The organism is Spirosoma agri (assembly GCF_010747415.1).
Classification (GTDB): Bacteria; Bacteroidota; Bacteroidia; order Cytophagales; family Spirosomataceae; genus Spirosoma; species Spirosoma agri.
In genome coordinates this window covers 2,920,615-2,945,153 of record NZ_JAAGNZ010000001.1, presented here as the reverse complement: position 1 = coordinate 2,945,153, position 24,539 = coordinate 2,920,615, and the positions used below count along the sequence as shown (strand labels likewise).

Genomic DNA, 24,539 nt, shown 5'->3' with positions numbered 1-24,539 from the left:
CTATACTTGCATTGTTAGGTCTGACTGCACCCTGTGCAGCCAACCCGTGGTGTCTTGAATTTTCTCTTAACTTAGTTGATTAACATGCGTTTTTCCCTGGCCGCTCTAACACTGCTGGCTCTTAGCCATCTCACTGGCTGCTCTTCCGAATCAAAACAGGAACGTCCAACTCAAACCGGCAAAATTACGGCGGAAGCATCGGCTGAACCGGCTGCTACCAAGACCGATTCAACCGAAAAACCGGCAACGGATGCGTCGGCAACGGCCGCTGCGTCGACAGGAAACGCTAACACACCATCTAGTGGCGACTCGTCGCTCGATTCGATGACGTATGCGCCAAGCGGGGCACTGCTACCCAAGTACCGTATCTTTGCGTATTACGGGAATCCGCACTCCAAGAAAATGGGGATTCTGGGAAAATACCCTAAAGATGAAATGTTAGAACGGCTGGATCGCGAAATCAAGAACTGGGAGAAAGCCGATCCGTCGACGCCCATCCAGCCTGCCTTGCATTTAGTGGCGATATCGGCTCAGGGCGCGCCGGGCAAAGATGGCGGCTACCGCATGCGGATGTCCGATAAAACGATCAAGAAAGTCCTGAAATGGGGCAACGATCACAAGTCGATCGTGTTTCTGGACATTCAGCGAGGTCATGCTCCCCTTGGCCCGGAAATGAAGTTCCTGGAAAAATACCTTAAACTACCGTTCGTCCATCTGGGTATCGATCCCGAATTTTCGATGGTGACCGGTGCGAAACCGGGTACGAAAATTGGCAGCTACGATGCCGCCGATGTAAACCAGGCCGTACAGTTTCTGAGCAAGGTGGTGAAAGAAAATAATATTCCCCCCAAGGTGCTGGTCGTTCACCGCTTTACGCAGGGCATGATCAAGAACTACAAGAATATCAAACTCGACCCTAATGTTCAGATCGTTATGGATATGGATGGCTGGGGCCCGCCGGTACTCAAAAAAGATTCGTACCGCGCTTATATTGAGAAAGAACCGGTTCAGTATACAGGATTCAAACTGTTTTACGACAACGATTTCCGCAAGCCGGGCTCTCGCATTATGACCCCGGCAGAAGTGCTGGCCCTAACGCCTAAGCCGATGTACATTCAGTATCAGTAGTACATTCATTAATGTCAGACGCCCCGAAAGCATAGTGCTTTCGGGGCGTTTTTTTTAGCCCGTTTCTATGCACTAAAAGGGTTAGATCATCCCGTTTGTGTGTTCCATTTTGTCGGGTATAGCCTGATGAACGCGCCACTGTTCAGTGATCTTTCCCGCGCTCAATCGCAGGATATCATAGAACACGGTCGGTTTGCCAGTTAGCTCACCGCTTGCCTGAACAACAACGAAGTTACCGTCGCCAATGATCCGGTGTACCGTCTTGATGGCCATGGATTCCTGGTGCAGATACGCCCGCAAACCTGCTATACCATTTGCGATGTCGGGGTCATGCTGAATCAGATCAACGGCCACGTACGCAGCCAGCTGATCAACCTGTCGATCAATCCAAATGTGCTGATAATAGGCAGCAATCAAGGTTTTGTTCGGTTCGGTTGGTTCGTCACGATCGGCGTCAACGGGTCCGTCCATCATAGCATTGCCATTCCGGGAATTACCATTCCGGGAATGGCCATTCCGGGAAATTTCAGGTTGATCCTGCACCACATCCCAATGCTCGATAACCTGTCCATGCTGAAAGCGAAACAGATCAACAACCACCTTCTGCACCCCACCCCAGTCGAAGCAGATGTTCGTGACGACATACTCACCTTCCGCGATCAGCCGCATGAATGGCTTCGACGTAACCACGGGTTTGGGCATCTGCTTGAAGGCGGCAAGGGCTTCCAACAGACCCGCTTTACCGGGCTTTCCCATCGGGCTATGCTGGATATACGCGTCCGCAATGATTTCCTCGGCGAAAGCCATATCCCCCTGCCCCATCACGCGTCGATAAAAATCACGAATAATGGCCTTGTTTACGCTATGTTGTTCCATTGTTGATTCACAGTTAAAAATTGATTAGGCCCTCGTTGTTGAACACAACCCTGACCGGCAAGCGACGAAGCATACCGGCCAGTCATGAAAGGTCACAATTTCATGGGCGTCAACGCAAACTAAAAAGTAGGGATTTGGTCAGAAACGTGTTCCTGACCGATTGATTGGGGCGCAGCAAAACGATCTACTTACGTAGATTACGATTTTGGCGCCAGGGCGCAATATGGAGCGGTTGTGATATTCAGTGCGGCAAATATAACAATCAGGAAAACACAACGAGCATAAAGGACACGGAGAAACATATCGTTGTGACCATCGCGCTCCTTTGGTGCTCGTTGTGTCCCTACTTTTTTAGAATTCTCCTTCCCCGCCTTCTTTCGCTTTCTTCTTGGCCTGGCGCAGCCGATAGCTCAGGGTCAGGTTGAACTGGCGAACCCGGTATTGGGAACTGTTTTCCGCGTAAAAATTCTCCCCCTCCGTAACGGACCGGAAGCGACGGGAATTGAACACATCGAGTACGTTCAGGGTAAGCGTACCGTTGTTGTTGAACAGGTCCCGGCTAATGGACAAATCGAGTGTAGCCAGTGCTTTGCGTTGTCCCTGTGGCGTTTTCTGGGGGGCTTCGTAATTACCGCGTAGCTGAATATCCGTCGATCTGGGGAGCGTAAACCGGGAAATCATCCGGGTAAACCAGCTGTAGGTATCACTCTGGTAGTTGACATCGAGGTTACCCCCATTGGTTATAGCCCGGAAAAAGTTGACACTGCCATCCAGTTTCCACCAGGTAGACAGCGCGTATGAACCGGAAAATTCGGCTCCGTACGACTGTTCGCTGGCCAGATTTTCGGGTCGGGTCGCAGCATAACCCTGTTCGTTGACCCGCCGGATCGACAATATTTTGTCGGTGGTATGCCGGTAGTAAACCGACGAACTGATGGACCCTTTGTTCATGTATTTGATGTGGCCCATTTCAAACGCATTCGTGAATTCAGGGTTCAGGTTCGGGTTGCCACTCCAGAAATTCCGGTTATCGCTAAAGGTCGAAAACGGGCTCAGATCGTTGTATTGCGGACGACGAATCCGGCGGCTGTAGCTCAGTTGCACCGCATGCTGCCGGGGAAGATCGTAGGTTACGTGCACGCTCGGGAACAGGTTCGCATAGTGGCGCGGATTGACATCGTTGGTTTGCCGAAGCGTCGTCGTCACGTCGGTCAGCTCGGCCCGTAGTCCCGCCTGATAGGACAGTTTACGCGTTTTGTTGCCGATTATGCCATAGACGGCATTGATTCGCTCCTCGTACAGAAAATCGTTCGTGAGGCCCGGCAGGGGGAGGTAGAGACCATTATCGGCCCGTTGAGTGACGGAATAATCATTGGTCATGTCGCGCGAGCTGCTGCGCAGTCCCGCTTCCACTTTCCCGTTCTTACTGAACGGACGGATGTAATCGATTTGCACCAGGAACTGTTTTTCCGTTTCATCGTTGAGCGATCGTTGCAGCGTTGGCACGCTACTGGCCGTAATGCCATCGGCCTGGTAGGTCTGCTGGTTGAAATACTGATCGGAGCTTTCCCAGTTGTCCAGGTAGCGCACATCGGCAGTCAGTTCATGGCCTTCGCGGGCGAACGTTCGTTTATACGTCAGCGCATATTCTGAGTTCGGCTCCGTTTCGGTTTCATCCTGCGTACGGAGGGTCGTACTGCGCAGGTTATTGGTCGAGAACTGATAATCCCGGTACAGAATATCGGCATACCGTTTTCCCTTGCTCAGTCGGTAGGTGTACGAAGCCGTCAGGACGTTTTTAGGGTTGAAGAAGTAATCAAGACCAGCCCGCGCGTTATTGTTCAGCCCCTCCAGGCGATTGGTCGAATTCTGTTGCGTGATAAACGTCGTATCGTTCCGGTATAACTCCTGATACAATGAACTGCGGCCGGGCGTGTTCCGGTATGAGGTCGTGTAATTGACAAAGAAGTTCAAGTTTTTCCGGCGGTAGTTTACGTTGGCCGCCAGGCCAAAATTGGCGGGATAGCCCGTTATCAGATCGAACGAGCCATTGATGCCCTCCCGCTGTTCTTTTTTCAACACGATATTGATCACCCCGCCCATCCCCTCGGCTTCGTAGCGGGCCGATGGGTTCGTAATCACTTCCACCCGCTCAATGCTGCTGCCCTGCAACTGCTGCAAGCCGCTGCCTCCCCGCAGACTCACCAGCCCCGAGGGTTTTCCATCGATCAAAATCCGCACGCTGTTGCTGCCCCGCAGGCTTACGTTTCCTTCGGCATCGACCGCTACCGACGGCACGTTGCTCAAAATATCGACGGCGGTTCCACCGGCATTGGCCAGATCTTTACCAACATTGAAAATCCGTTTGTCCAGCGACAATTCCATCTGGCTTCGCTCACCTTTTACGACCACCTCATCCAGTCGTTTGGTACTGGTCTTAAGCACGAGCTTTCCTAAATCGACCGTCTTATCCACTACCTGCACGGTCGGTATCCGGCGATCCTGGTACGATACGACGCTGATTTTCATCCAGAACGTACCGGGCTTACTGCGCAGTTCGAACGTCCCGGTTTCGTCCGACAGCGTACCTGTTACCAGCGTCGAATCCGACTTTTTATGCAACGAAACGGTCCCAAAGGGTATTGGCTTGTTTTGCTCGTCGATCAGTACCCCTTTTATCGATGCCGGCTGATCGGTTTTGGATTGGGCAATAGTTAACAGAGGAAAAAGCAACAGAACCAGTAAATTTATTTTCATGAGGTAAAGAGGTAAGCTTAATCGTTTAAAGGCACAGGCAAACGCAACAACGACTTTAGGTACTAATAGGCAGGTTTTCCAAAATATACTGATCGACCCGGCTGATTTATCGAAATTATTCGGCCAGTTCCAGCTCAACACAATGGCTGGGTGTTCTCCCGTTCACGAAATGCCTGAAAACAAAAAGGGCCTGATCATCGATCAGGCCCTTTTTGCAACGAAAAGTAGTCAATTAACGATTCTCAACCAGTGCTTTAAACTCATCAACCGTTACATCCTGCGATGCGATGGTCAACTGCGTTTTTGCATATTCAATGATTTTATCGTCAAAAACCCGGTTGAACGTGCTTGTGTAGTTCTGTCCGTTGTTCTTCTCGTCCATCAGATAATTCCGGGCGATCCGATCAATGGTTTGGTTCATCTCTTCATTTTCACCACCGGCAAAACCGAACTGCTCGCGAACCATCTGGCGGGTTACGTCCAGGACTTCTTCGAACTCAACTTTGATGTCACCTTTGTCAGCAATCTTGTTTTTGATGAGCTGGAGCTTTACCGACTTCGTAAAATCTTCGTACTGCTCGTCGATCTGCTCGGGCGTAAATTTACCTTCGTTTACTTCCAGCAGCCAGTTTTTCAGGAACTCGTCCGGCAACAGAATCGGCGTGGTGTCGAGCAGTGCTTTTTCGATGTCTAACCGCAGCAACTGATCCGATTCGCGACCGTAGTTGCTTTTGATGATCTCAGCCACCTTGACGCGGAACTGCTCCTCGTTATCAACAGCACCAACACCCAGTACTTTATCGAAAAACTCCTGATTGATTTCAGCCGGTTCGTTCCGGGTAATGTCGTCGACCTCGAATGTAAACTCACCGGTCAGGTTCGCTACGTCTTCTTTCGGAGCACCGGTTGCATTGGCACGGGCTTTCTCATCCGGGAAGGCGTCTTCCAGTACGAACGTAACTACATCGCCTTTTTTCTTGCCAACGAACTGACCTTTTGCTTCTTCAGCCATCTGGTTCATCGGGAAAGCAGTTTTAGCCGAGAACGGTTCACCTTCAGCCGGAGCATTGACCTGTTTCAGTTCACCGTAAATCGTATCGCCGTCGGCCACTTCGTCACCGTGACCGTGGGCATGAAAACGCTGTTGCAGATCCGAGATCGTCGAGTTTATTTCGTCTTCGCCGGCCTGAATGTCGTATTTTGTAACGCTGGGCAGTTCACTGAAGTCGATGTCAAACTCCGACGCCAGACCGAGCGTATAGCTGAACGCAAAGTCGCTCTGGTTATCCCAGTCGATCGCATCGGCCTTATCGCGATCCGGTACGGGATCACCAACGACCTGAAGCTTGTTTTCGCGAATATATTGGCTAACCGTTTTGCTCAGCATCGAGTTGATTTCTTCCACCAGGATGCTTTTACCGTACATTTTCTGCACGAGCGAAGCGGGAACATGGCCGGGGCGGAAACCTTTCAACTGAACCTTACGACCATAGTCTTTTAGTTTCTTATCAACTTCGGGTTTGTAGTCGGCTGGGGTCAGGGTAATTTTCAGCGAAGCGTTGGTGTCGCTTGCTTTTTCTAAGGTAATATCCACGTTTGTATCGGTTTAAAATGGAGAATGAGCGAAGGAATGATTGAGCGAATGTTAGTCAATGCGACAAAATACAATTCACTCATTCACTCGTTCACTCATTCAAAACTTAGTACGGGCGGAGGGACTCGAACCCCCATGCCTTGCGGCACCAGATCCTAAGTCTGGCACGTCTACCAATTTCGCCACGCCCGCGGCTTATGAAGTTGACACATCTAGTGCTGAATCTCCGGTTAATGTTGCCATCTTCCCGGTTTGTCTTCATCGGCCAAACCCGTCAACTCGTCTTTTGGAGGTGCAAAAGTACGAAAGGATTTTAATTCTCCAAGGATTTTTTGCGAGAATTTATTTTTAGTGAATACTCCGCCATTTTTAGATTATTATTTTGTTATCTTGGTAGTACGAGTACAACCGATAGGCCATTACCTGCAAAGACGCCAACCATGATGAATGCCACTGCCGAACCTGCCATTGATTTAGCGCTGGAGCGTCAGGAAATCCTGAAACGCTACCGACGCCTGCTGCGGGCGGCTAAGCCAATGTTAAAGGGCGATGACGCCAAACTGATCAAAAAAGCATTTAACACGTCAGCCGAAGCGCATAAAAATATGCGTCGGCGGTCGGGTGAACCGTACATCTACCATCCGCTGGCCGTTGCCCAGATTGCGGTTGAAGAAATTGGCTTGGGCACAACCAGCATCGTTGCCGCCCTGCTTCATGACGTGGTTGAGGATACCGACACGACCATCGCCGATATCGAACGGGGATTTGGCGTCAAAGTCGCCAGGATCATTGATGGGCTGACCAAAATTTCAGGAATCTTCGAATATGGTACGTCGCAGCAGGCGGAAAATTTCCGCAAAATGCTGCTGACCCTCTCCGACGATGTTCGGGTGATTCTGGTCAAACTCGCCGACCGGTTACACAACATGCGGACGCTGGACTCGATGCCCCGCGATAAACAGTTGAAGATTGCCTCCGAGACGATCTACATCTACGCGCCCCTCGCCCACCGGCTGGGTTTGTATGCGATCAAATCCGAACTGGAGGACCTGTATCTGAAACACGTCGAACCGGAAGCCTACAAGGATATCGCCAAGAAATTGCGCGAAACCCGGGTAGCCCGCGATCGGTTCATCGGCCGGTTCATCGAACCCATCGAAAAAGACCTGGTCGAGACGAAGATCAAGTACATTATTAAAGGTCGTCCCAAGTCCATTTATTCGATCTGGACGAAGCTGAACAAGTCGCAGAAGCCGTTCGAGGAAATTTATGATCTGTTCGCCGTGCGGATCATTCTGAACGTACCACCAGAAGAGGAAAAAGCAGCCTGTTGGCGGGCTTATTCGATCGTTACCGATCACTACAAACCCAATCCCGACCGGCTCAAAGACTGGATCAGCACCCCCCGTACCAACGGCTACGAATCGCTGCATACCACCGTTATGAGTCGCTCGGGCCAGTGGGTCGAAGTGCAGATCCGGACCGAACGGATGAACGAAATTGCCGAAAAAGGGTACGCGGCTCACTGGAAATATAAAGGAAACGACACACAAACCGGCGCGGGCATCGAAGCCTGGATCAGTCAGGTGCGTGATATGATCGAGTCGGCGGGTTCGGGCGACAAAAAAGCCGCGATCGAGTTTGTCGATGATTTCCGGAGTAACCTGTACAGTGAAGAAGTATTTGTCTTCACGCCCAAAGGGGATCTGAAAGTGCTGCAACGGGGCGCAACGGCGCTTGATTTCGCCTTCGATATTCACACGCAGATTGGCGCGCGCTGCATGGCCGCCAAGGTCAACAATACGCTGGTGCCGCTGAGTCACGTGCTGCAAAATGGCGATCAGGTCGAGGTGATTACCTCCAATCGGCAGAAACCGAGTGAAGACTGGCTGCGTTTTGTGGTCACCTCGAAAGCCAAGACCAAGATCAAGGATCTGATCAAGGAAGACAATAAACGGTTTGTGACCGATGGCCGCGATCTGGTGCAGAAGAAGCTGCGGGTGCTGCGAACGGAGATGTCCAATGAGATCATCAACCAGCTCCGGGCTTATTTCGGATCAAAAACGACCGACGATTTTTTCTACCGCGTTGGTAAAGGTCACATCGATGTTCAGGAACTGAAGAAGTTCAAATCCGACAAGGAAGCGAAGGAAAATCGCCTGAACAAACTGAATACGGACGCCATTCAGGACGGAAAGTCGTTTACCAAAGAGCTTAAGAAAATTCACGGCGAACGGGCTGATGCCGATATGCTCCTAATTGGCGAGGACATGGACCGCATCGATTATACGCTTTCCAAGTGTTGTAACCCCATTTCGGGCGACGATGTGTTTGGCTTTGTGACCATCAACGACGGTATCAAAATTCACCGGGTGACCTGTCCGAACGCCGTTGAGCTGATGTCGAACCACGGCAACCGCATCATCAAGGCGAAATGGACCTCCCAAAAAGAACTGGCGTTTCTGGCGGGGCTGCGCATCACCGGAACGGATCGCGTGGGTCTGGTGAACGACGTAACGCGGGTGATCAGCAATGAACTGCACATCAACATGCGGTCGGTGACGATTGACTCGACAGACGGAATTTTCGAGGGCAACATCCGGCTTTATGTTCATGACACCGGCCACCTCGAAACCCTGATGCGCAAGTTAGAGCGCGTGCAGGGCGTATTTGAGGTCGTGCGGTTCGACTCCTGAGTCCGTTTATGGGTGTGTTCGTCGTTTATTGTTACCCAATGGTGAGCAAACAACAAACGACGAACGACAAACTATAAACTTTAACCTCTATTTTTGCACTCTCAATAATCGGAACGGATATGGCTGCGCCGAAACTATCAAACTTAGAATCTGCCCGAACGATTTTTACAGCTTACCTAGAGAACAAGGGGCTGCGGAAAACGCCGGAACGATTTGCTATTCTGGAAGAGATCTACAATCGACAGGACCACTTTGACGTGGATGAGTTGTACATCTCGATGAAGAACAAGAACTATCGCGTGAGCCGGGCAACCGTCTACAATACGCTGGATGTACTTGTCGACTGCGACCTGGTGACCAAACATCAGTTTGGCCGCAATCTGGCCCAGTACGAAAAATCGTATGGCTACCGCCAGCACGATCACCTGATCTGTACGGATTGCCACAAGGTCATGGAGTTCTGCGATCCACGGGTGCAGAACATACAGAGCATGGTTGGTGATATGCTGAAATTCAACGTCATTCACCACTCGCTGATCTTTTATGGAGCCTGTGCCCGCGACCTTTGCGAAAACAGGCAACAAACTCCCAAAGACGCGCAAGGCATTCAGATTCCCGTTGAAGGCTAGTTACTGTCCGGGTACGACCAACAAGTACGTTTGTTAGCCGTACCCAGACGGTAGCCAGTGGCTCGTGATTATTGTGATTAGTATGGTACTTCGCTCGGTTGGCCGTTCCTTGAATCCTTGTGCCAATATCGGTTTAAACGACTGGCCAACGGATGCGCCGATACGTCTTACTAATCCTCGTTCAGCCAGTTGAGCTGAACCATTTTGTTTGGAAGGAGTCGGCTTATGGACTCAGATTTGGGCATACCACAGCCGTCCTTCTCTTTACTGACCGCAAACGCTTAGGCGAGCGAGATTCAAATTCATTTTTATAATGGTAGACGTTTTATTAGGCCTCCAGTGGGGCGACGAAGGCAAAGGGAAAATCGTGGACGTGCTGGCACCGCAATACCAGGTTGTATCCCGGTTTCAGGGTGGACCGAACGCTGGTCACACGCTCGAATTCAACGGATTCAAACACGTTTTGCATCAGATTCCGTCCGGCATATTCCGGGACGATATCCTGAATATTATCGGCAATGGCGTCGTTCTGGACCCTATCGTTTTCAAAAAAGAGATCGATGGGCTGGCTAAATACAATCTGGCTTTAACGAAAAACCTTCAGATCTCGAAAAAAGCGTCGATCATTATTCCTACCCACCGGTTGCTGGATGCGGCTTACGAACACGCCAAGGGCGCATCGAAAATCGGGTCAACGCTCCGGGGTATCGGTCCAACGTATCAGGATAAAGTAGCCCGGCAGGGTTTACGCGTTGGCGATATTCTGTCGCCGAATTTTCAGGAGAAATACGAAAAACTGGTTGCCATTCATAAAGTCATTCTGGAGCAGAACAGCTTCGATTATGCCTCTGTATTGCCACAGGCGGAAACGGAATTTTTCGCAGCGGTGGAGTTCATGATGCAATTCCAACTGACCGACAGTGAATACGAAATCAACCAGGCGCTGACCGATGGTCGCAAAGTGCTGGCCGAAGGAGCGCAGGGCTCACTACTCGATATCGATTTTGGTTCTTACCCCTTCGTTACCTCCTCGAACACTATGGCGGCTGGTGCCTGCACGGGCCTTGGTATCGCCCCGCGTCAGATCGGTGAGGTATTCGGCATCTTCAAAGCCTACTGCACACGGGTTGGAAGCGGTCCCTTCCCTACGGAATTGTCGAATGAAACGGGTGAGCTGATTCGGAAAGAAGGCCGCGAATTTGGGGCAACAACCGGTCGTCCGCGTCGGTGCGGCTGGCTCGACATGCCCGCGCTTAAATACGCGATCATGATCAATGGCGTGACGCAGCTGGTCATGATGAAAGTAGACGTCCTGAACAGCTTCGACGAGATTCAGGTCTGTACGCATTACCAGCTACCCGATGGTACAGTGACCGAACGCTTGCCCTACGATCTTTGCGACACCGAGGTTACGCCGATCTATAAATCGTTCAAAGGCTGGCGGACTGATCTGGCGGCTATTCATTCGTTCGACGAAATGCCGGCTGAACTGGCGGCTTACGTCAACTACCTGGAAGAATCGCTGGCGCTGCCGATCAGCTTTATTTCGACCAGTCCTGATCGTGAAGCCATTATCTATCGTCAGGCGGTAGGCATGGTCTAGCTCGAACGGCATACCGCTGCTATTCCGATTTGCCAGCCCTTTCTATACGCAGGGGCTGGCTTTTTTTGTGTAATTTTGAGTACTAAAACTGGCCCGTTCCCTGCCAATGGCACTACTTAACCCATCCGATTCCTTTTTTGACCGCCGGGGTTTTCTCAAGAAAAGCTCACTGGCTACGCTCACCACCTTGATCGGCGCTGACATTGCGTTTGCCGACAAGCTACCGCAGCATTACCTGCCACTGGTCGTTGACGTTGATCCAATGGCCGACAAGAACAAGGGGCTTGTGGTGCTGAACGATAAGCCCTGGAATGTGGAAACGCCCGCCCACCTGCTGGACGACGCTGTTACCCCCGCCGACAAGCTGTTCATTCGCAACAATGGTCTGGCTCCTGCAACGGTCGATCCAACGACCTGGACGCTTACCATTAACGGTGAATCGGTTAAACAGGCGAAGACCTACAAACTGGATGACTTAAAGAAACGCTTTAAGCACTATACCTACCAGCTGGTTCTCGAATGTGCGGGCAATGGACGGGCGGGCTATCTCCCCAAAACGGCGGGTAATCAATGGACTGACGGGGGCGTTGGCTGCGCCGAATGGACCGGGGTTCGGTTGAAGGACATTCTGGCCGACGTAGGTATCAAAGAGGATGCCGTCTACATTGGCTATTACGGAAAAGATCTGCACCTCAGCCTGGACCCAAAGAAAGAGGTTATATCGCGGGGTGTACCAATGCGGAAAGCCCTCGAAGACGAAACGCTGATCGCCTGGGCAATGAACGGGCAGCCCATTCCGCTCGTGCACGGGGCTCCGCTCCGACTCGTTGTCGGTGGATGGCCGGCCTCTACGTCGGGGAAGTGGCTGCACACAATTGCTATCCGCAACAAAGTACACGACGGGGCAAAAATGACGGGCAAGAGCTACCGAGTTCCGATCAATCCGGTTGAGCCCGGCGTCGATCCACCCGAAGATCAGTTCCGGATTATTGAATCCATGCCCGTCAAGTCGCTGATTACGTTTCCGCAAACGGGGGCTATGCTCACCAAGGAACAAACGCTTACCCTGCGCGGGCATGCGTGGGCGGGTGACCGGTCGGTTAGCGAGGTATCCGTTTCGTACGATTTCGGCGCGACCTGGCAGAAAGCGAACCTGAAACCGGCCAAAAACCGACTGGCCTGGCAACACTGGACAGCCGAGGTCAAACTCCCCAAACCGGGCTACTACGAAATCTGGGCGCGGGCGACCGACAATGCGGGCGTTTCGCAGCCGATGGTCATGCCCCAATGGAATCCCGAAGGCTATTGCAACAACGCCTGTCATCGAATTGCGGTTAAAGTTGGCTAACATGAACAGAACGATAACGTTGATCGCGCTAGGTATCGCCCTGGCACTCTTGCTTCTGGCAACGACGCAGTCAGGTTCCGGTCTTTTTGCGAAGGGTCAGGACCTGTCCGCAAGCCAAATAGGACCGGTGGGTATCGATTCGGTAAAAACCGATCCGGAAACTGGTCTGGCAGTCGATGAGCAGCTTACGCTCGTGAAGGGGCAGTGTACGGCCTGTCACTCCAGCAAGCTGATTCTGCAAAGTCATTTTTCGCGGGACAAATGGATTGAACGCATCCGATGGATGCAACGCACCCAGAAACTTTGGGATCTGGGCGAATCTGAACCACCGATTCTCGCCTACCTCGTCAAACATTATGGTCCCATTGAACGCCCGTTCGACGGTCGGCGCGAACCATTGAAGAACGTCAAATGGCATACGGTGGAAACCGGTCATTAATTTATCCGCCAATGTCAGCAACAAATTTTTATCAGACGCTGTATCAGAATGACCAGCTATTCTGGGTGGCGGGTGAGTCGTGGACAGTTGACAGCGGGTTATCGACAGCCCCTGAACCTGCGAACGAACACCCCGTTGAACCGGTCGACCAGTTGGAACCGACCGACGTGGCTACCCTGTCTGACAATCTCGATTTACTGGCTGAACTCGATGCACTGGCTGCGGCTCCGATCAAACAGTCCGTAGAGATTGTAACGTTGGCTACCCAAATCGATAGTCCGGTTGCCCTCATTCCGGAGCCGGAACCAGTCGCCCTAATCGCTACGCCGGAGCCCTTACCCGAAGCGGCACCCCGCCCCACTACGCCATCGATTACCCCACCTAGTCAGCAAGTTCGCATGCCCCAGTTGAACCATAAAGTGCTGTTACTAGCCGATGAAGAACTTGACCCCAGCAATCTGCTCTTTCTGGAGAAAATTCTGAAAGCGGTCAACCTCAATATCGACGGTGTCGACTTGCTGAATCTTCATGGTGCCCGCGATCTTGATTTTGCCGAGCTTGTTCAGGATAAGAAAATTCACCACTTCATCACGTTTGGGGTTCCGTTCAGCCGCATCAACCTCGACATTGCCATGGACCGCTACCAGCCTATTCGTTTTTTCGGCATCACGTTTCTGATGGCCGACTCACTACCGACGATCGAAGCCGACCAAAATTTAAAGAAGCGGTTGTGGGGCTCCCTGCAACGGGTGTTTTTACAGCGTTAAGTCGGTCAGCCAACGTCAGGATGTCTGATCGGCTCAGCCTGGCCCAGCCAAACCAGCTAGTCTATTTATTGGTAGCGTACTCGTTGTATGTCCGATCGTCCGCCATACGACAAAGCTGTTTTATACCTTTCATCGTTCCGCAAGGTTCTTACCAGAGATTCCGTTTATCATTCTTCACGCTCTATAATCGGCTCTTGGTTGTAGTATTGGGGCACATTTGCCGGTATATGACCGTTTTTCTAGTACCAACCTGTCCCGATTGGCCCTTCGCAGGGCTTACCTAATGACGTTCATTAAACGCCTTCGCTCACTGTTTGCCTCCATGCCCGCGATTGCTCTGCCTATCGCGGCACCTGCTACATCTCCCTTTCCTGACGCGGATTCTGTACTTCAACTGGTGAACGAACCTGATTCCTACAACCTAACCACCTTGTTACCCGCCACTGAATCACTTCCCCGTTGGCTCACCGATGAAGAAGCCCTGCGCGATGAGGGGGTTCTGTTCGGCATAGCCGACGCCCAGCCAGACGAGAAAGTGGCCGAAATACGGGCGTATTTTGATCCGTACACGGTTCCACTGGCGCAATTGAAGGACCGCTATACCGATGAGATTCAGACCCTGGATCAGTTGATTAGCCAGCGGGAAAACCGGCTGGCTATCGTTCGTGATCAGATCAGGAGTCTGGCCAATTGGCAACCGGAGCCGAGCGATCTGATTCGGACCACCGTTAGCCTTGTCCTGACGGTTGTCATGAGCGTCGGTAATTTCTACCTGATCGACGAAACGCTACAACCGGCTTACCCAAATCGCTGGATTGCGATAGGCGTGTTTCTGGCCGGGATGTTCAATTTATTCGGCCGCACGTCGTTTTTTTACGAGGAAGGCACGCGTCTAACTGGTCGCCGACTGGTTGAAGAGACAGGACTACCGCTTGCCGCTTCGCTGTTTGTGCTGGCGCAGGCCTTGAAAACACAGCCGGTATGGCAGGCAGGAGCGATTTTCGTATTCGTGTTTTTCCTCTTCCTGCTGGCGGGGAAGCTGTTCCTAAGTACACTGACGCTCCTGCAAAAAGGAATCAGCACAATTGAGTTGAACCGTCAAATGGTTCGGGATAAGCAGCAAACTATACCCCATTGGGAAGCGGAACGTGAACGGCTCGAACGCGAGATCAATGCCATCCGGGTACAGAAGCGGCCCGTTGTTGCCGCTCAGAACCAGGTCGAAGCCGATTTGACTCGATTGAACGCCCGACGCGATCAGCTTGTTAACTTATTTCTAAGTGAGTACGAACTCGCCCGCAGCCTGCGCAACCGACTCACGGAGCAACAGCGGGAATTACTCATGAACTAGTGTCAGGTACGGCTGACGGCTACTTTCAGTGCATCAGCCGTAACACTTGATTTAGTATTCATACGTTATTAGTGCCTATGGAACCAACGAACAATCCTGACTTTCAGCATGGCTATTCAAGCGGTGTTGAGGGTGTTAATCGGGAAACCTACGAAGGGTATCTGTCGAGTCAGGTCAATAAAGACTGGCTTCAGGAACGAATTCAGGAGAAGCGAACAGAAGTGACCGATGCGGAACGCCAGTTGACAGAAGCCACTGAATCGCGTCGCACGGCTTATGCCGAATTACAGAATCACGCGCTTCAGGTCGAACGCCTGGACAAACAGGTCAAACAACGAGAAGCCGACCGCCAGGTGCTGGAAACGGATCGCGACAAGCTGCGCGAACGCCGGACGAAAGCCGCACCCGATTACTCACTATTGGCCGGATTGCTGTTTCTGGTCGCGGGGATTTCCTTTCTGGCGGGTGACCTGATTATTTCGCACGAGATCGTGGCCTACGCGCTCAACATCCGCAATCCAAACGAAGCCTGGGCCTTTGCAGTTGGTCTGGCGATGGTGTCGATTCTGTTAAAGCCGGCTTATGATCGACTGATCGAAAAACCCTACCAGGAAAATCCTGAGAAAAATCACAAGACATACGAGCGTTTCAAGATCGCGCTGGCCATTTTTTCGGTCCTGACGCTGGCCGTACTGGGCTGGTTCCGGTATGAAGCGTACCGTACCGACCAGCTCAAATCGGCCATCAATAAATCAGTCCGGCAGCTCCAGTTGAATACGGACCCGACAGCCGCCACGCAGACGCTGAGTCCCGCGACGCTGAATCAGATCGAGAAGCAGCTCAACGAGTCGAGCGAGTTAAATCTGGCGCTGGTGAACAGTCCGTGGGCGTTACTGTCCTTCGTCCTGAGTGGCATTCTGTTCGCATTGGCCGGGGCCGTTTGTCTGGGTATTGCGCTGCCCGTGTTATCCGCATTCTGGTTCCGATGGCTCCAGGCCGACATCAAAATCTGGAAACTACGTCGCCGGATCAAACGACTCGACAAAGAGATTGAGCCACTGGATGCGCAACTGGCCGAACAACGCACCCGGCAGAACGTGCTGCAACACAATCTTGACCTGCTGCCCGCACTGGACGAATTAAAAGAAAACCGGCAGACGGCCATCGCCGACCTCAATGAACTGTTAGCTGAGCTGAAACTGGCGCAGACGGATAGTCGCATCAGTAACTTCAACGATGGGTATGGCCAGGGTGAAGCGACCCGTACGGTTTTGAACGACGACGAGCAACGGCAACTCCGGAAGGAAATGTTATCACTCCATAACGGCAGTCAGGCTACCGGTAGCCACCGAACGAGTGAACCCCGCCCGAACGGAACGCCCCCCGACAAAGGCATGAACGGCAAACCGCCGGGGTTACGCCCCTACCAGACCGTTCGTAAATTCCTGTCGGACGATATGGGCTAGTATCTGTTTCGTCTCGGTTGCCATTGTCGTGCGGCAGGAAAGCCGTAAGGCCATAACGATACCGTCTTTTTGTTCTGAGTTGACTACAGAAACGGGTTAGTGAGATTGCCGATAGCGACTCCCTAACCCGTTTCTGTTGACTTTTTATACACAGCCAATCGGCTACGAAAGATTCCACCGCACACTTACCTCCGAAATGGAACCAATAAAATTTTACATCGTCGACGTTTTTGCGGCCAACAAATACGAAGGGAATCAGCTGGCCGTTTTTTTAGATCTCGACAAGCGACTGTCGGACGAGCAGATGCAGCAGCTGGCCCGGGAGATCAATTTTGCCGAAACGACTTTTGTTACAGCGATTAAGGCCGATCAGCGGTTTGTTGTCAGGATCTTTACGCCCGAACACGAGGTTCCCTTTGCGGGTCATCCGTCCATTGGTACGAGCTACGTGATTTCGAAATTTCTTCTGTCAACCGTCCCGTCGACACTCACGCTGGAATTAGCGCACAGCGACATTGCTATTACTATTCTAGCACCGAACAATGTAGACGAAAGTGTCTTCTTCATGCGCCAGGCTCAGCCTGAATTCAGGGAAACTTTTTCCCACGAAGAAATTAGCAAAGCACTCGGCATAGCCTTAACTCAGCTTGACGTATCCCTGCCTGTTCAGGAAGTGAGCACCGGCTTGCCCTACATCCTGATTCCCCTGGCCAGTCTATCGGCCATGGAAGGGCTTGACCTCACGGATCAGGGGGTAAAAGACTTCTTACTATCAAAATATAAATACAGAACCAACAGCAAAACCGGGCATTCGACGTCTCTGTTTTTCTTTACCAAAGAAGCGTACGAAGCCGGTAATACCTACAACACACGCATGCTGTTGATTGAAAATAATAAGCTATCCGAAGATGCCGCAACGGGTAGCGCCAATGGGTGCTTTCTCGCGTATCTGCTGAACTACGAGAATAGTACAATCAAGGCAACGGTAGAGCAGGGATTTCAACTAGGCCGGAAATCGTACCTGTATCTCGATGGCGAGGTAGCGAACAACAACTACGTCATCAACGTGGGGGGCCAAACGCAATTAGTTTCGGAAGGAATCTGGTACGTGTGACCGGAAGCGTGGTTTCCACCAGACAATCGGTTATTATAAAACCACGCCGGCCACCAGGCCACCTACCACAATCACGAAAGGCGGAATTCGGGTGTAGAGCAACACACCCATCGTTATCAATACAACGGCGACCGAGGGCCAGTGGGGTGCCATCGGCTGGAAAAGCACAATCGCTGCGGCCGCCGTTAAACCCGTACTGGCGGCATTAACGCCATCCAGCGAGGCTCGCACAACCCGGTAGCGTTTGAGCTGCTCCCAGAAGCGGTAAACGAAGAAGATCAGAAAGGTGCCGGGCAGAAAAATACCGGCGGTAGAAACAAAGCTTCCCCAGAACTGGCCCGTGAAGCCAGCGTCGCGCATCGATAAGGCACCAATGTAGGAAGCAAAGCAAAAGACCGGGCCCGGTAACGCCTGTACCAACCCAAGTCCCGACAGAAACTCTTCGCGGGTGAGGTAGTGCTTGAAGGCGACAAACTCGTTGTAGAGCATGGGCGTCAGGACTTGCCCACCTCCGAAAACGAGGCTACCATTTCGGTAGAAGTTCTCAAACAAACGAACGGGCAACGACTGCGTAACAGCTCCGAGTCCGGCGGCCCCAATGAGCACCCCCAGCCACAAAAAGAAGTTGGACCACTGAACTTGCAGCGGCTTTTTTTCCATGCGCTCCTGCTTCTGGTAGGTCAATGCCGTTACCAGCCCTCCGGCCACGATGACGACCGGGGTCATGACCGGCGACCGAAACACGTAGGCTACCAGTGCAGCCGTGATGGCCAGCGCCAGGCTGACCTGATCTTTGATCACTTTCTGACCGATTCGATAGCCAGCCACGATCAAAAAGCCGACGGCCATGGGCTGGATAAACCGGGCAAATCGAAGCGAGAGATTATGCTGTTCCAGATAAAACATGCCCATCCCAACGGCGGTCATGATGCTGACAGCGGGCAATACCCAGATCAGCAGCGTTATATAGGCTAGATTAGGACCCCCTATTTTGAACCCAACCGCCGTGATGGTCTGCGTCGAAGTCGGACCGGGAAGAATCTGACAGAGTGCATTCAGCTCCATCAACTCCGATTCCGTCAGGTACCGTCTTTTCTGGACAAATCGCTCATACAACATCGCCAGATGTACCTGCGGCCCGCCGAAGGTAGTTAGTGACAGAATCAGCACATCTTTGAGAAAAATAAGATAGCGAATTCGTCGAACGGGCTTGACAGGTGTCAGGTAAGGCAACATAGTGAGCAGAGAAGCGAACGAAGCGGGGCATTTATCCCGTAGCCGGGCGCTGGCCGAATCAGGTCAGCAGCGCGTTGGTCCGGCAACGGGTATAAAGTTCAGTCGGGATGTAACAGATTTTATCCGGATTGAAACCGGCGAAGGACAACGACGTACGGTTACGCTTTCTTAAGTCCCAATTCCATCAGCCGTTCGTTCAGAAAATCGCCCGCCGTCATATCCACATAAATTTTGGGATGATCAGCGTCGACACAACTCGCCAGACTCGTCAGATCCATGTCGGCACGGGGGTGCATGAAGAACGGGATCGAGTAGCGGGACTGGTTCATCTTTTCGCGGGGGGGATTTACCACCTGATGGATCGTAGACTTCAACTTATGATTCGTCAGCCGGTCGAGCATATCGCCAACGTTGACAACCACCTGATCGGGTAACGCCGTGATACCAATCCATTTCCCATCGCGCCGAAGCACTTCCAGCCCATCGGCCGAAGCCCCCATCAGCAGGGTAATGAGGTTTATATCGCCGTGCGCAGCGGCACGAACAGCGCCGTCGGGTGTTTTTTCGGGATCAAGCGGAAAGTAATGCAGTGCCCGCAGGATACTATCGCCGTTTTTCACTTTGTCGTCAAAGTACGTCTCGGGTAGTTCGAGATAGAGCGCAATGGCGCGGAGGAGTTGCTTACCAGCGCGCTCCAGGGTTTGATATGCCTTGACGGTAGCCTCGCTGAAGTCCGGATATTCGGCCGGGAATACATTCGCAGGCATGTCCCCTTCTGGCTCGGGCTGGCCAATGTGGTAGAATTCTTTTAAGTCAGCGACCTTAAAGCCCTTTGCCGTTTCTTTACCCTTACCGATATAGCCCCGCTGGCCGTTCAGCTCCGGGTGTTCGTACTGTTTCTTAAGCTCATCAGGGGCCGAAAAGAACGCTTGGGCTGATGAATAAAGACGCTGCGTGAGGTCATCGGTAAGCCCGTGGTTCCGGATGGCGACGAAGCCAATCTGATTAAACGCCCGACCCAGATCCTGCACAAAGCGGGCTTTGCGTTCAGGATCGCCCGAGGTAAAATCAGCCAAATCTAACGACGGAATTTCGTCGTATAACTCTTGTGATGACATAGACTAAACTGTTTTCACAAAGCTACGAAAGTTTACGCAATCTGTCCATTAATCCAGCGACTGAACCAACCTTCAGCGGTGTCCGGATTAGCGGGCTAACCCTTATAAACCAGCATAGTTATGTGTTTCAGCAAATAGCCAGTACAAGTGACGGGCAACGCTGTTTTGGCGTGCTCAGAATCAGCAAGTGTGTGAAGGCAGGTGGGGAGAGCCGATGCCAGGTCGTGACAACCGTTTGTGATTTGTAGGGCTCAGTATCAGCTGCTACAAATCACAAACGAGTCAATTAAGCGCCGAAGTTCTTGCTGATTTTATTCCAGTCATAGACGTTCCAGGCGGCCGTTACGTATTCGGGACGACGGTTCTGGTATTTCAGGTAATAGGCATGCTCCCAAACGTCGAGCCCCATGATCGGCGTACCTTTTTTCTCGGCCAGCGCCATCAGTGGGTTATCCTGGTTAGGTGTTGACACGATTTCGACCTCATTGCCCGTTTTGATCAGCCATACCCAGCCCGAGCCGAAGCGACCCGTTGCCGCTTTTGCCCATTCGGTTTTGAAATTATCGAACGAGGTATACTTCTTGTTGATCGCATCAGCCAGTGCCCCTTTTGGCGCACCGCCCCCGTTTGGTCCGAGAATGTTCCAGAAGAACGTATGATTCCAGTGTCCACCGGCATTGTTGCGCACGGCGGCCGGCGTACTGCTCGATACGCTCTTGACCAAAGCCTCAATATCCATTTTGGCCATGTCGGTGCCGGCTACGGCCTTATTCAGGTTATCTACGTAGGCTTTGTGGTGCTTGTCATGGTGGATCTCCATCGTCATTTTATCGATGTGCGGTTCCAGCGCACCTGCATCAAACGGCAGGGGGGCCAGTTTGAAGGGACCTTCGGCCTGCATTGGCGAAAAGCCAAATGAGCGGAAAGCAACTAAACCGGCCGAAGCACCAAAGGCCAATTTCAAAAACTCGGAGCGATTCATGCGAATGTTGGTTTGTAGGGAACTTGTTAACGTATTTACCAATACAACCCGCCACTATGACAGATGTTCAGCGAACCTAACGGTATAATCGCAAAGAACGAAATATTTCCGGGAAAATATCGGGCACTCATCTACGAGCGCTCCCGAACCCATAAATTCCTGACTCGTATCGGGAAATACCCGTACAATTGACAGCGCAAGTTAGCCAGTGCTACAAAAAAAAGCACCGCTTCCGGTGCTTTTTCGTCAATCATAAGCGATTCGGCTTAGAATACTTCGTCCGAGCGTAACCTCGTCGGCGTATTCAAGATCGCCCCCAATGGGAACGCCCCTGGCAATGGTCGAGATTTTAAGATTGAAAGGCCGGAGTTTCTTTTGCAGGTAGAACGCGGTCGTATCACCTTCCATCGTTGGGCTGATCGCCAGAATGATTTCGCGCACCTGCTCCCGTTCGTCTCCGCTCAATCGTGTAACCAGCGAATCGATTTGCAGGTCGCTGGGGCCGATACCCTCAACGGGGGAAATAATACCCCCCAACACATGGTACAGGCCTTTGTACTGAGCCGTATTCTCAATGGCCAGTACATCGCGGGTATCCTCAACAACGCAGATCAGAGACTGGTCACGTTTTGTGCTGGCGCAGATCGTACAGAGATCATGGTCCGACAGGTTATAGCACTTGCGGCAGTATTTCACCTGTGTTCGCATAGCCGTCAGGCTCTGGGCCAAGGCTTCGGTTTGCTCTTCATCGCGTTTGATCAGGTGCAACACCAGCCGGAGAGCGGTCTTTTTTCCGATTCCCGGCAGTTTCGACACTTCGTTTACCGCGTCCTCTATAAGCTTGGATGGATACTCCAACAGAATGATAAATTATAAATGATGAATTAGGAATGATAGCCGGGCGCTATGTGTCCGAGGTTGCGGTTACGAACCTACGCATTCACAGTGCGTCATTTATCATTCGGCGTAACCACTAGTTCAGCACTTCGGCCGAGATGCCCCGCCGGCAGATTTCATTGCGCATGGGCACAAGCTCTTCCCACGAACCGTTTTTGACAGCGCACTTTCCCTTATAATGGATCAACAGTGTACACTGTTCAGCCTGTTCAGGCGTGTGCTGACAGACATCCATCAACGTGTCGATTACGTGATCGAAGGTGTTCACCTCGTCATTGAAGACGACAAGGTTATGAACGTCGGTTTCAATGACTTCTTCGAGCACGGCGACATTGGTTTCTTCAAAAGGCTGCATGGGCTGTAAATGGTATTTATTCAACAAATTTACGGGAAAATAGCCGCTTTTAAAAGCTGTTGTCCGGCTTTAGAATAACCTCATTTTACCCGAAAAAGTTGCCTGACTCGCCACGAATACCACCCCTGCGTTCGGGATGTGGACGGTCTGTTTCAGGATGTTGATGGCCATTTTCACCTCGCTTCCGGCCCTGCCGTACGCGGCTTGTTGACTTGATAAGCCCCTTCCCTGTTACGTGGCCATTCGAACAGTACCATTTTTCCTCATTCGGTAAAGTTCGGCAACCCGTTCCCACCGATTCATCGACAGATCAATCAACGCGATGAAACAGGGTCGGCGAACCAGACTAGTAAAAAACGCTCCTGTCTTCCTTTTTAAACAGAGCGAACGCATCGTTTGCCGTACCCTCTGCCGTTGGTGGAGACGTTCCTATTCGTCAATCTTTACCAAAAAGAGCTATGAAACCGTCAAGACGTAACTTCTTACAGTCGCTGGGTGTCGGCGTCGCCAGTTTGGGGGTAACTCACCAAGCCGACGCTGCCGGTTTGCGACCACCCAAAGTAGCCAAACCATCGGCAGATGATCAAGTTTTGTTCGTGGGTGACACGATCGGGATTGCCAACACCGAACACGGGAAAGTCAGGGGTTTTATTCTGCGCGGTGTCCACCAGTTTCTGGGCATACCCTACGGAGCCGACACGTCGGGGAAGAATCGGTTCATGCCCCCACAAAAACCAGCGGCCTGGACCGATATTCGACCTACGCTCTGGTGGGGCAACTCCGCGCCCCAAATCATGGAAAAACGGTACGCCAATGTCTACGCTTCCTTCGTTGACCACTGGAACTACGACGACGTTTCGGAAGACTGCCTGAAACTCAATGTGTGGACACCCGCCGTGGATTCCCAAAAACGCCCGGTCGTTGTCTGGTTACACGGCGGTGGCTTCGTCAATGGCAATGCGATCGAACAGGACGGGTATCATGGCGAAAACCTGGCCCGACTGGGCAATATCGTTTTCTGTTCGATCAACCACCGGCTCGGTGCCCTGGGCTATACGGACCTGAAAGCCGCTGGCGGCCGGGACGCGGGACCGTACGCAGCATCCGGCAATGTGGGCAATCTGGATATGGTCGCTGCCCTCGAATGGGTCAAAACCAATATCGCCAATTTTGGTGGAGACCCCAACAACGTAACCATTATCGGCCAGTCGGGTGGCGGGGCCAAAGTGACCACGCTCATGAACATGCCTTCGGCCAAAGGGCTGTTTCACAAGGCAGTAGCGCTGAGCGGAAGTTCGCTGGCAGGCGTCAATAAGGAGTATGCCGAAAAACTCGGCATGAAGGTGCTGGAAGAAGCGGGGCTTAAACCCGGCGAAATCGACAAGCTTCAGCAGATTCCGTGGCGACAGTATATTGACATTGCCAATCGCGCCGTCGAGAAAATGGCCGACGAAGCGAAACGGCTGAACCTGCAACGGGGTGGCTACTCACCCGTAGGCGATGGCACCTACCTGGCCGACGGCGCTTTTTTCAGCGACCCGGCTCATTTTTCTGCCGACATTCCGCTCCTCATCTGCTCCACGTTTCATGAGCAAAACCCGGACCGAACGGATGCCAGTCTGGAAAGCATTTCGCTGGCCGACGTCAAAGAAAAGATCAAATCCCGCTTTGGCGACAAAACGGACGAAATTGTAGAGGCTTACGCAAAAAACTTTCCCAAGGCGCGTCCCATTGAGATTTGGGCGCTGATCGTTTCTAACCGGAAAAATGTTGTGGCCACCGCCAATGCCAAGGCTTCGCAGCAAAAAGCGCCCGTTTATGTCGCGTGGTTTGGTTGGCAGCCTCCCCTGTTCGACGGTCGAATGCGTGCGTTCCACTGCGACGATATTTGCTTCTGGTTCTATAACACGGATTTGATGCTTACGCACACGGGCGGGGGCAAACGACCAAGGGCGTTGTCGGACAAAATGGCTCACTCTTTTCTGAACTTTGCAAAAACCGGCAATCCGAACGGCGGGGGGTTACCAACCTGGAAACCGTACACCAGCCAGCATGGGGAAACCATGATCCTGGATGATTCCCCCGCGTTGGTGAACGACCCTGATCGTGAGGCCCGAAAAACACTAGCCTAGTCTGCTATAAAGCCAAGCCTTCCAGAGCCATCCTTAATCCCTGATATGGCG

At 52.1% G+C, this 24,539-nt stretch carries 20 protein-coding genes and 1 tRNA gene; 12 read left to right on the top strand and 9 right to left on the bottom strand.

Annotated features, from left to right (window positions below; translation table 11 throughout):
• The first annotated feature begins 84 nt into the window (after positions 1-84).
• Complete coding sequence (locus GK091_RS12250; RefSeq protein ID WP_212592958.1) at positions 85-1,128, top strand: hypothetical protein; 1,044 nt, start codon at positions 85-87, stop codon at positions 1,126-1,128.
• Between the two features lie 81 nt (positions 1,129-1,209).
• Here GK091_RS12250 and GK091_RS12245 read toward each other — a convergent pair whose 3' ends face one another.
• The 4 genes from GK091_RS12245 to GK091_RS12230 form a co-directional block, all read right to left on the bottom strand.
• Complete coding sequence (locus GK091_RS12245; protein ID WP_164038035.1) at positions 1,210-2,004, bottom strand: nuclear transport factor 2 family protein; 795 nt, start codon at positions 2,002-2,004, stop codon at positions 1,210-1,212.
• A gap of 351 nt (positions 2,005-2,355) precedes the next feature.
• Entirely contained in the window at positions 2,356-4,761 is a 2,406-nt protein-coding gene (locus tag GK091_RS12240) for a TonB-dependent receptor domain-containing protein (protein ID WP_164038032.1), read from the bottom strand.
• Positions 4,762-4,993: 232 nt separating this feature from the next.
• Positions 4,994-6,355 carry a trigger factor gene (gene tig, locus GK091_RS12235; protein ID WP_164038030.1) on the bottom strand — a complete coding sequence of 454 codons (1,362 nt, stop codon included), beginning with the start codon at positions 6,353-6,355 and terminating at the stop codon, positions 4,994-4,996.
• Positions 6,356-6,465: 110 nt separating this feature from the next.
• Positions 6,466-6,547 (bottom strand) — tRNA-Leu (locus tag GK091_RS12230).
• A gap of 251 nt (positions 6,548-6,798) precedes the next feature.
• On the opposite strand from GK091_RS12230, the gene GK091_RS12225 reads away from it, so the two are divergent.
• The 9 genes from GK091_RS12225 (at position 6,799) to GK091_RS12185 (ending at position 17,768) form a co-directional block, all read left to right on the top strand.
• On the top strand, positions 6,799-9,051 hold the full coding sequence (locus GK091_RS12225; protein WP_164040766.1) for a RelA/SpoT family protein: 2,253 nt from the start codon (positions 6,799-6,801) through the stop codon (positions 9,049-9,051).
• A gap of 119 nt (positions 9,052-9,170) precedes the next feature.
• Complete coding sequence (locus tag GK091_RS12220; RefSeq protein ID WP_164038028.1) at positions 9,171-9,680, top strand: Fur family transcriptional regulator; 510 nt, start codon at positions 9,171-9,173, stop codon at positions 9,678-9,680.
• 313 nt (positions 9,681-9,993) lie between these two features.
• Positions 9,994-11,283, top strand: a complete 1,290-nt coding sequence (locus tag GK091_RS12215; RefSeq protein WP_164038025.1) for an adenylosuccinate synthase — start codon at positions 9,994-9,996, stop codon at positions 11,281-11,283.
• 106 nt (positions 11,284-11,389) lie between these two features.
• Entirely contained in the window at positions 11,390-12,631 is a 1,242-nt protein-coding gene (locus GK091_RS12210) for a sulfite oxidase (RefSeq protein ID WP_164038022.1), read from the top strand.
• A 1-nt stretch (position 12,632) separates the two neighbouring features.
• On the top strand, positions 12,633-13,070 hold the full coding sequence (locus tag GK091_RS29585) for a hypothetical protein (protein WP_246202218.1): 438 nt from the start codon (positions 12,633-12,635) through the stop codon (positions 13,068-13,070).
• Positions 13,071-13,081: 11 nt separating this feature from the next.
• Complete coding sequence (locus GK091_RS12200; RefSeq protein ID WP_164038019.1) at positions 13,082-13,837, top strand: hypothetical protein; 756 nt, start codon at positions 13,082-13,084, stop codon at positions 13,835-13,837.
• A 283-nt stretch (positions 13,838-14,120) separates the two neighbouring features.
• A complete protein-coding gene (locus GK091_RS12195) occupies positions 14,121-15,188 on the top strand; it encodes a hypothetical protein (RefSeq protein ID WP_164038016.1) in 1,068 nt (355 codons plus the stop codon).
• A gap of 77 nt (positions 15,189-15,265) precedes the next feature.
• Positions 15,266-16,654 carry a LapA family protein gene (locus GK091_RS12190; protein WP_164038012.1) on the top strand — a complete coding sequence of 463 codons (1,389 nt, stop codon included), beginning with the start codon at positions 15,266-15,268 and terminating at the stop codon, positions 16,652-16,654.
• 196 nt (positions 16,655-16,850) lie between these two features.
• Positions 16,851-17,768 (top strand): PhzF family phenazine biosynthesis protein, encoded by a 918-nt coding sequence (locus GK091_RS12185; protein WP_164038008.1) that lies wholly within the window; start codon positions 16,851-16,853, stop codon positions 17,766-17,768.
• A gap of 33 nt (positions 17,769-17,801) precedes the next feature.
• On the opposite strand, the gene chrA is transcribed toward GK091_RS12185, so the two are convergent.
• Positions 17,802-19,004 (bottom strand): chromate efflux transporter, encoded by a 1,203-nt coding sequence (chrA, locus tag GK091_RS12180; RefSeq protein ID WP_164038005.1) that lies wholly within the window; start codon positions 19,002-19,004, stop codon positions 17,802-17,804.
• Position 19,005: 1 nt separating this feature from the next.
• On the opposite strand from chrA, the gene GK091_RS12175 reads away from it, so the two are divergent.
• Positions 19,006-19,176 carry a hypothetical protein gene (locus tag GK091_RS12175; protein WP_164038000.1) on the top strand — a complete coding sequence of 57 codons (171 nt, stop codon included), beginning with the start codon at positions 19,006-19,008 and terminating at the stop codon, positions 19,174-19,176.
• Here the strand turns inward: GK091_RS12175 and GK091_RS12170 are convergent.
• From GK091_RS12170 to GK091_RS12155, 4 genes are all read right to left on the bottom strand, one after another.
• Positions 19,163-20,122, bottom strand: coding sequence for an isopenicillin N synthase family dioxygenase (locus GK091_RS12170; RefSeq protein ID WP_164037997.1), 960 nt, complete (start codon positions 20,120-20,122; stop codon positions 19,163-19,165). The two genes, GK091_RS12175 and GK091_RS12170, sit on opposite strands and share 14 nt — an antisense overlap.
• A 286-nt stretch (positions 20,123-20,408) precedes the next feature.
• The gene (locus GK091_RS12165) at positions 20,409-21,104 is read right to left on the bottom strand and encodes a superoxide dismutase (RefSeq protein WP_164037994.1); all 696 of its coding nucleotides are present in this window, start codon (positions 21,102-21,104) and stop codon (positions 20,409-20,411) included.
• A 246-nt stretch (positions 21,105-21,350) separates the two neighbouring features.
• Entirely contained in the window at positions 21,351-21,962 is a 612-nt protein-coding gene (recR, locus tag GK091_RS12160) for a recombination mediator RecR (RefSeq protein WP_164037990.1), read from the bottom strand.
• Between the two features lie 115 nt (positions 21,963-22,077).
• Positions 22,078-22,356 (bottom strand): ATP-dependent Clp protease adaptor ClpS, encoded by a 279-nt coding sequence (locus tag GK091_RS12155; protein ID WP_164037987.1) that lies wholly within the window; start codon positions 22,354-22,356, stop codon positions 22,078-22,080.
• Positions 22,357-22,814: 458 nt separating this feature from the next.
• Here GK091_RS12155 and GK091_RS12150 point away from each other — a divergent pair, with 458 nt between their 5' ends.
• Entirely contained in the window at positions 22,815-24,488 is a 1,674-nt protein-coding gene (locus tag GK091_RS12150; RefSeq protein ID WP_164037984.1) for a carboxylesterase/lipase family protein, read from the top strand.
• The last annotated feature ends 51 nt before the right edge of the window (positions 24,489-24,539 follow it).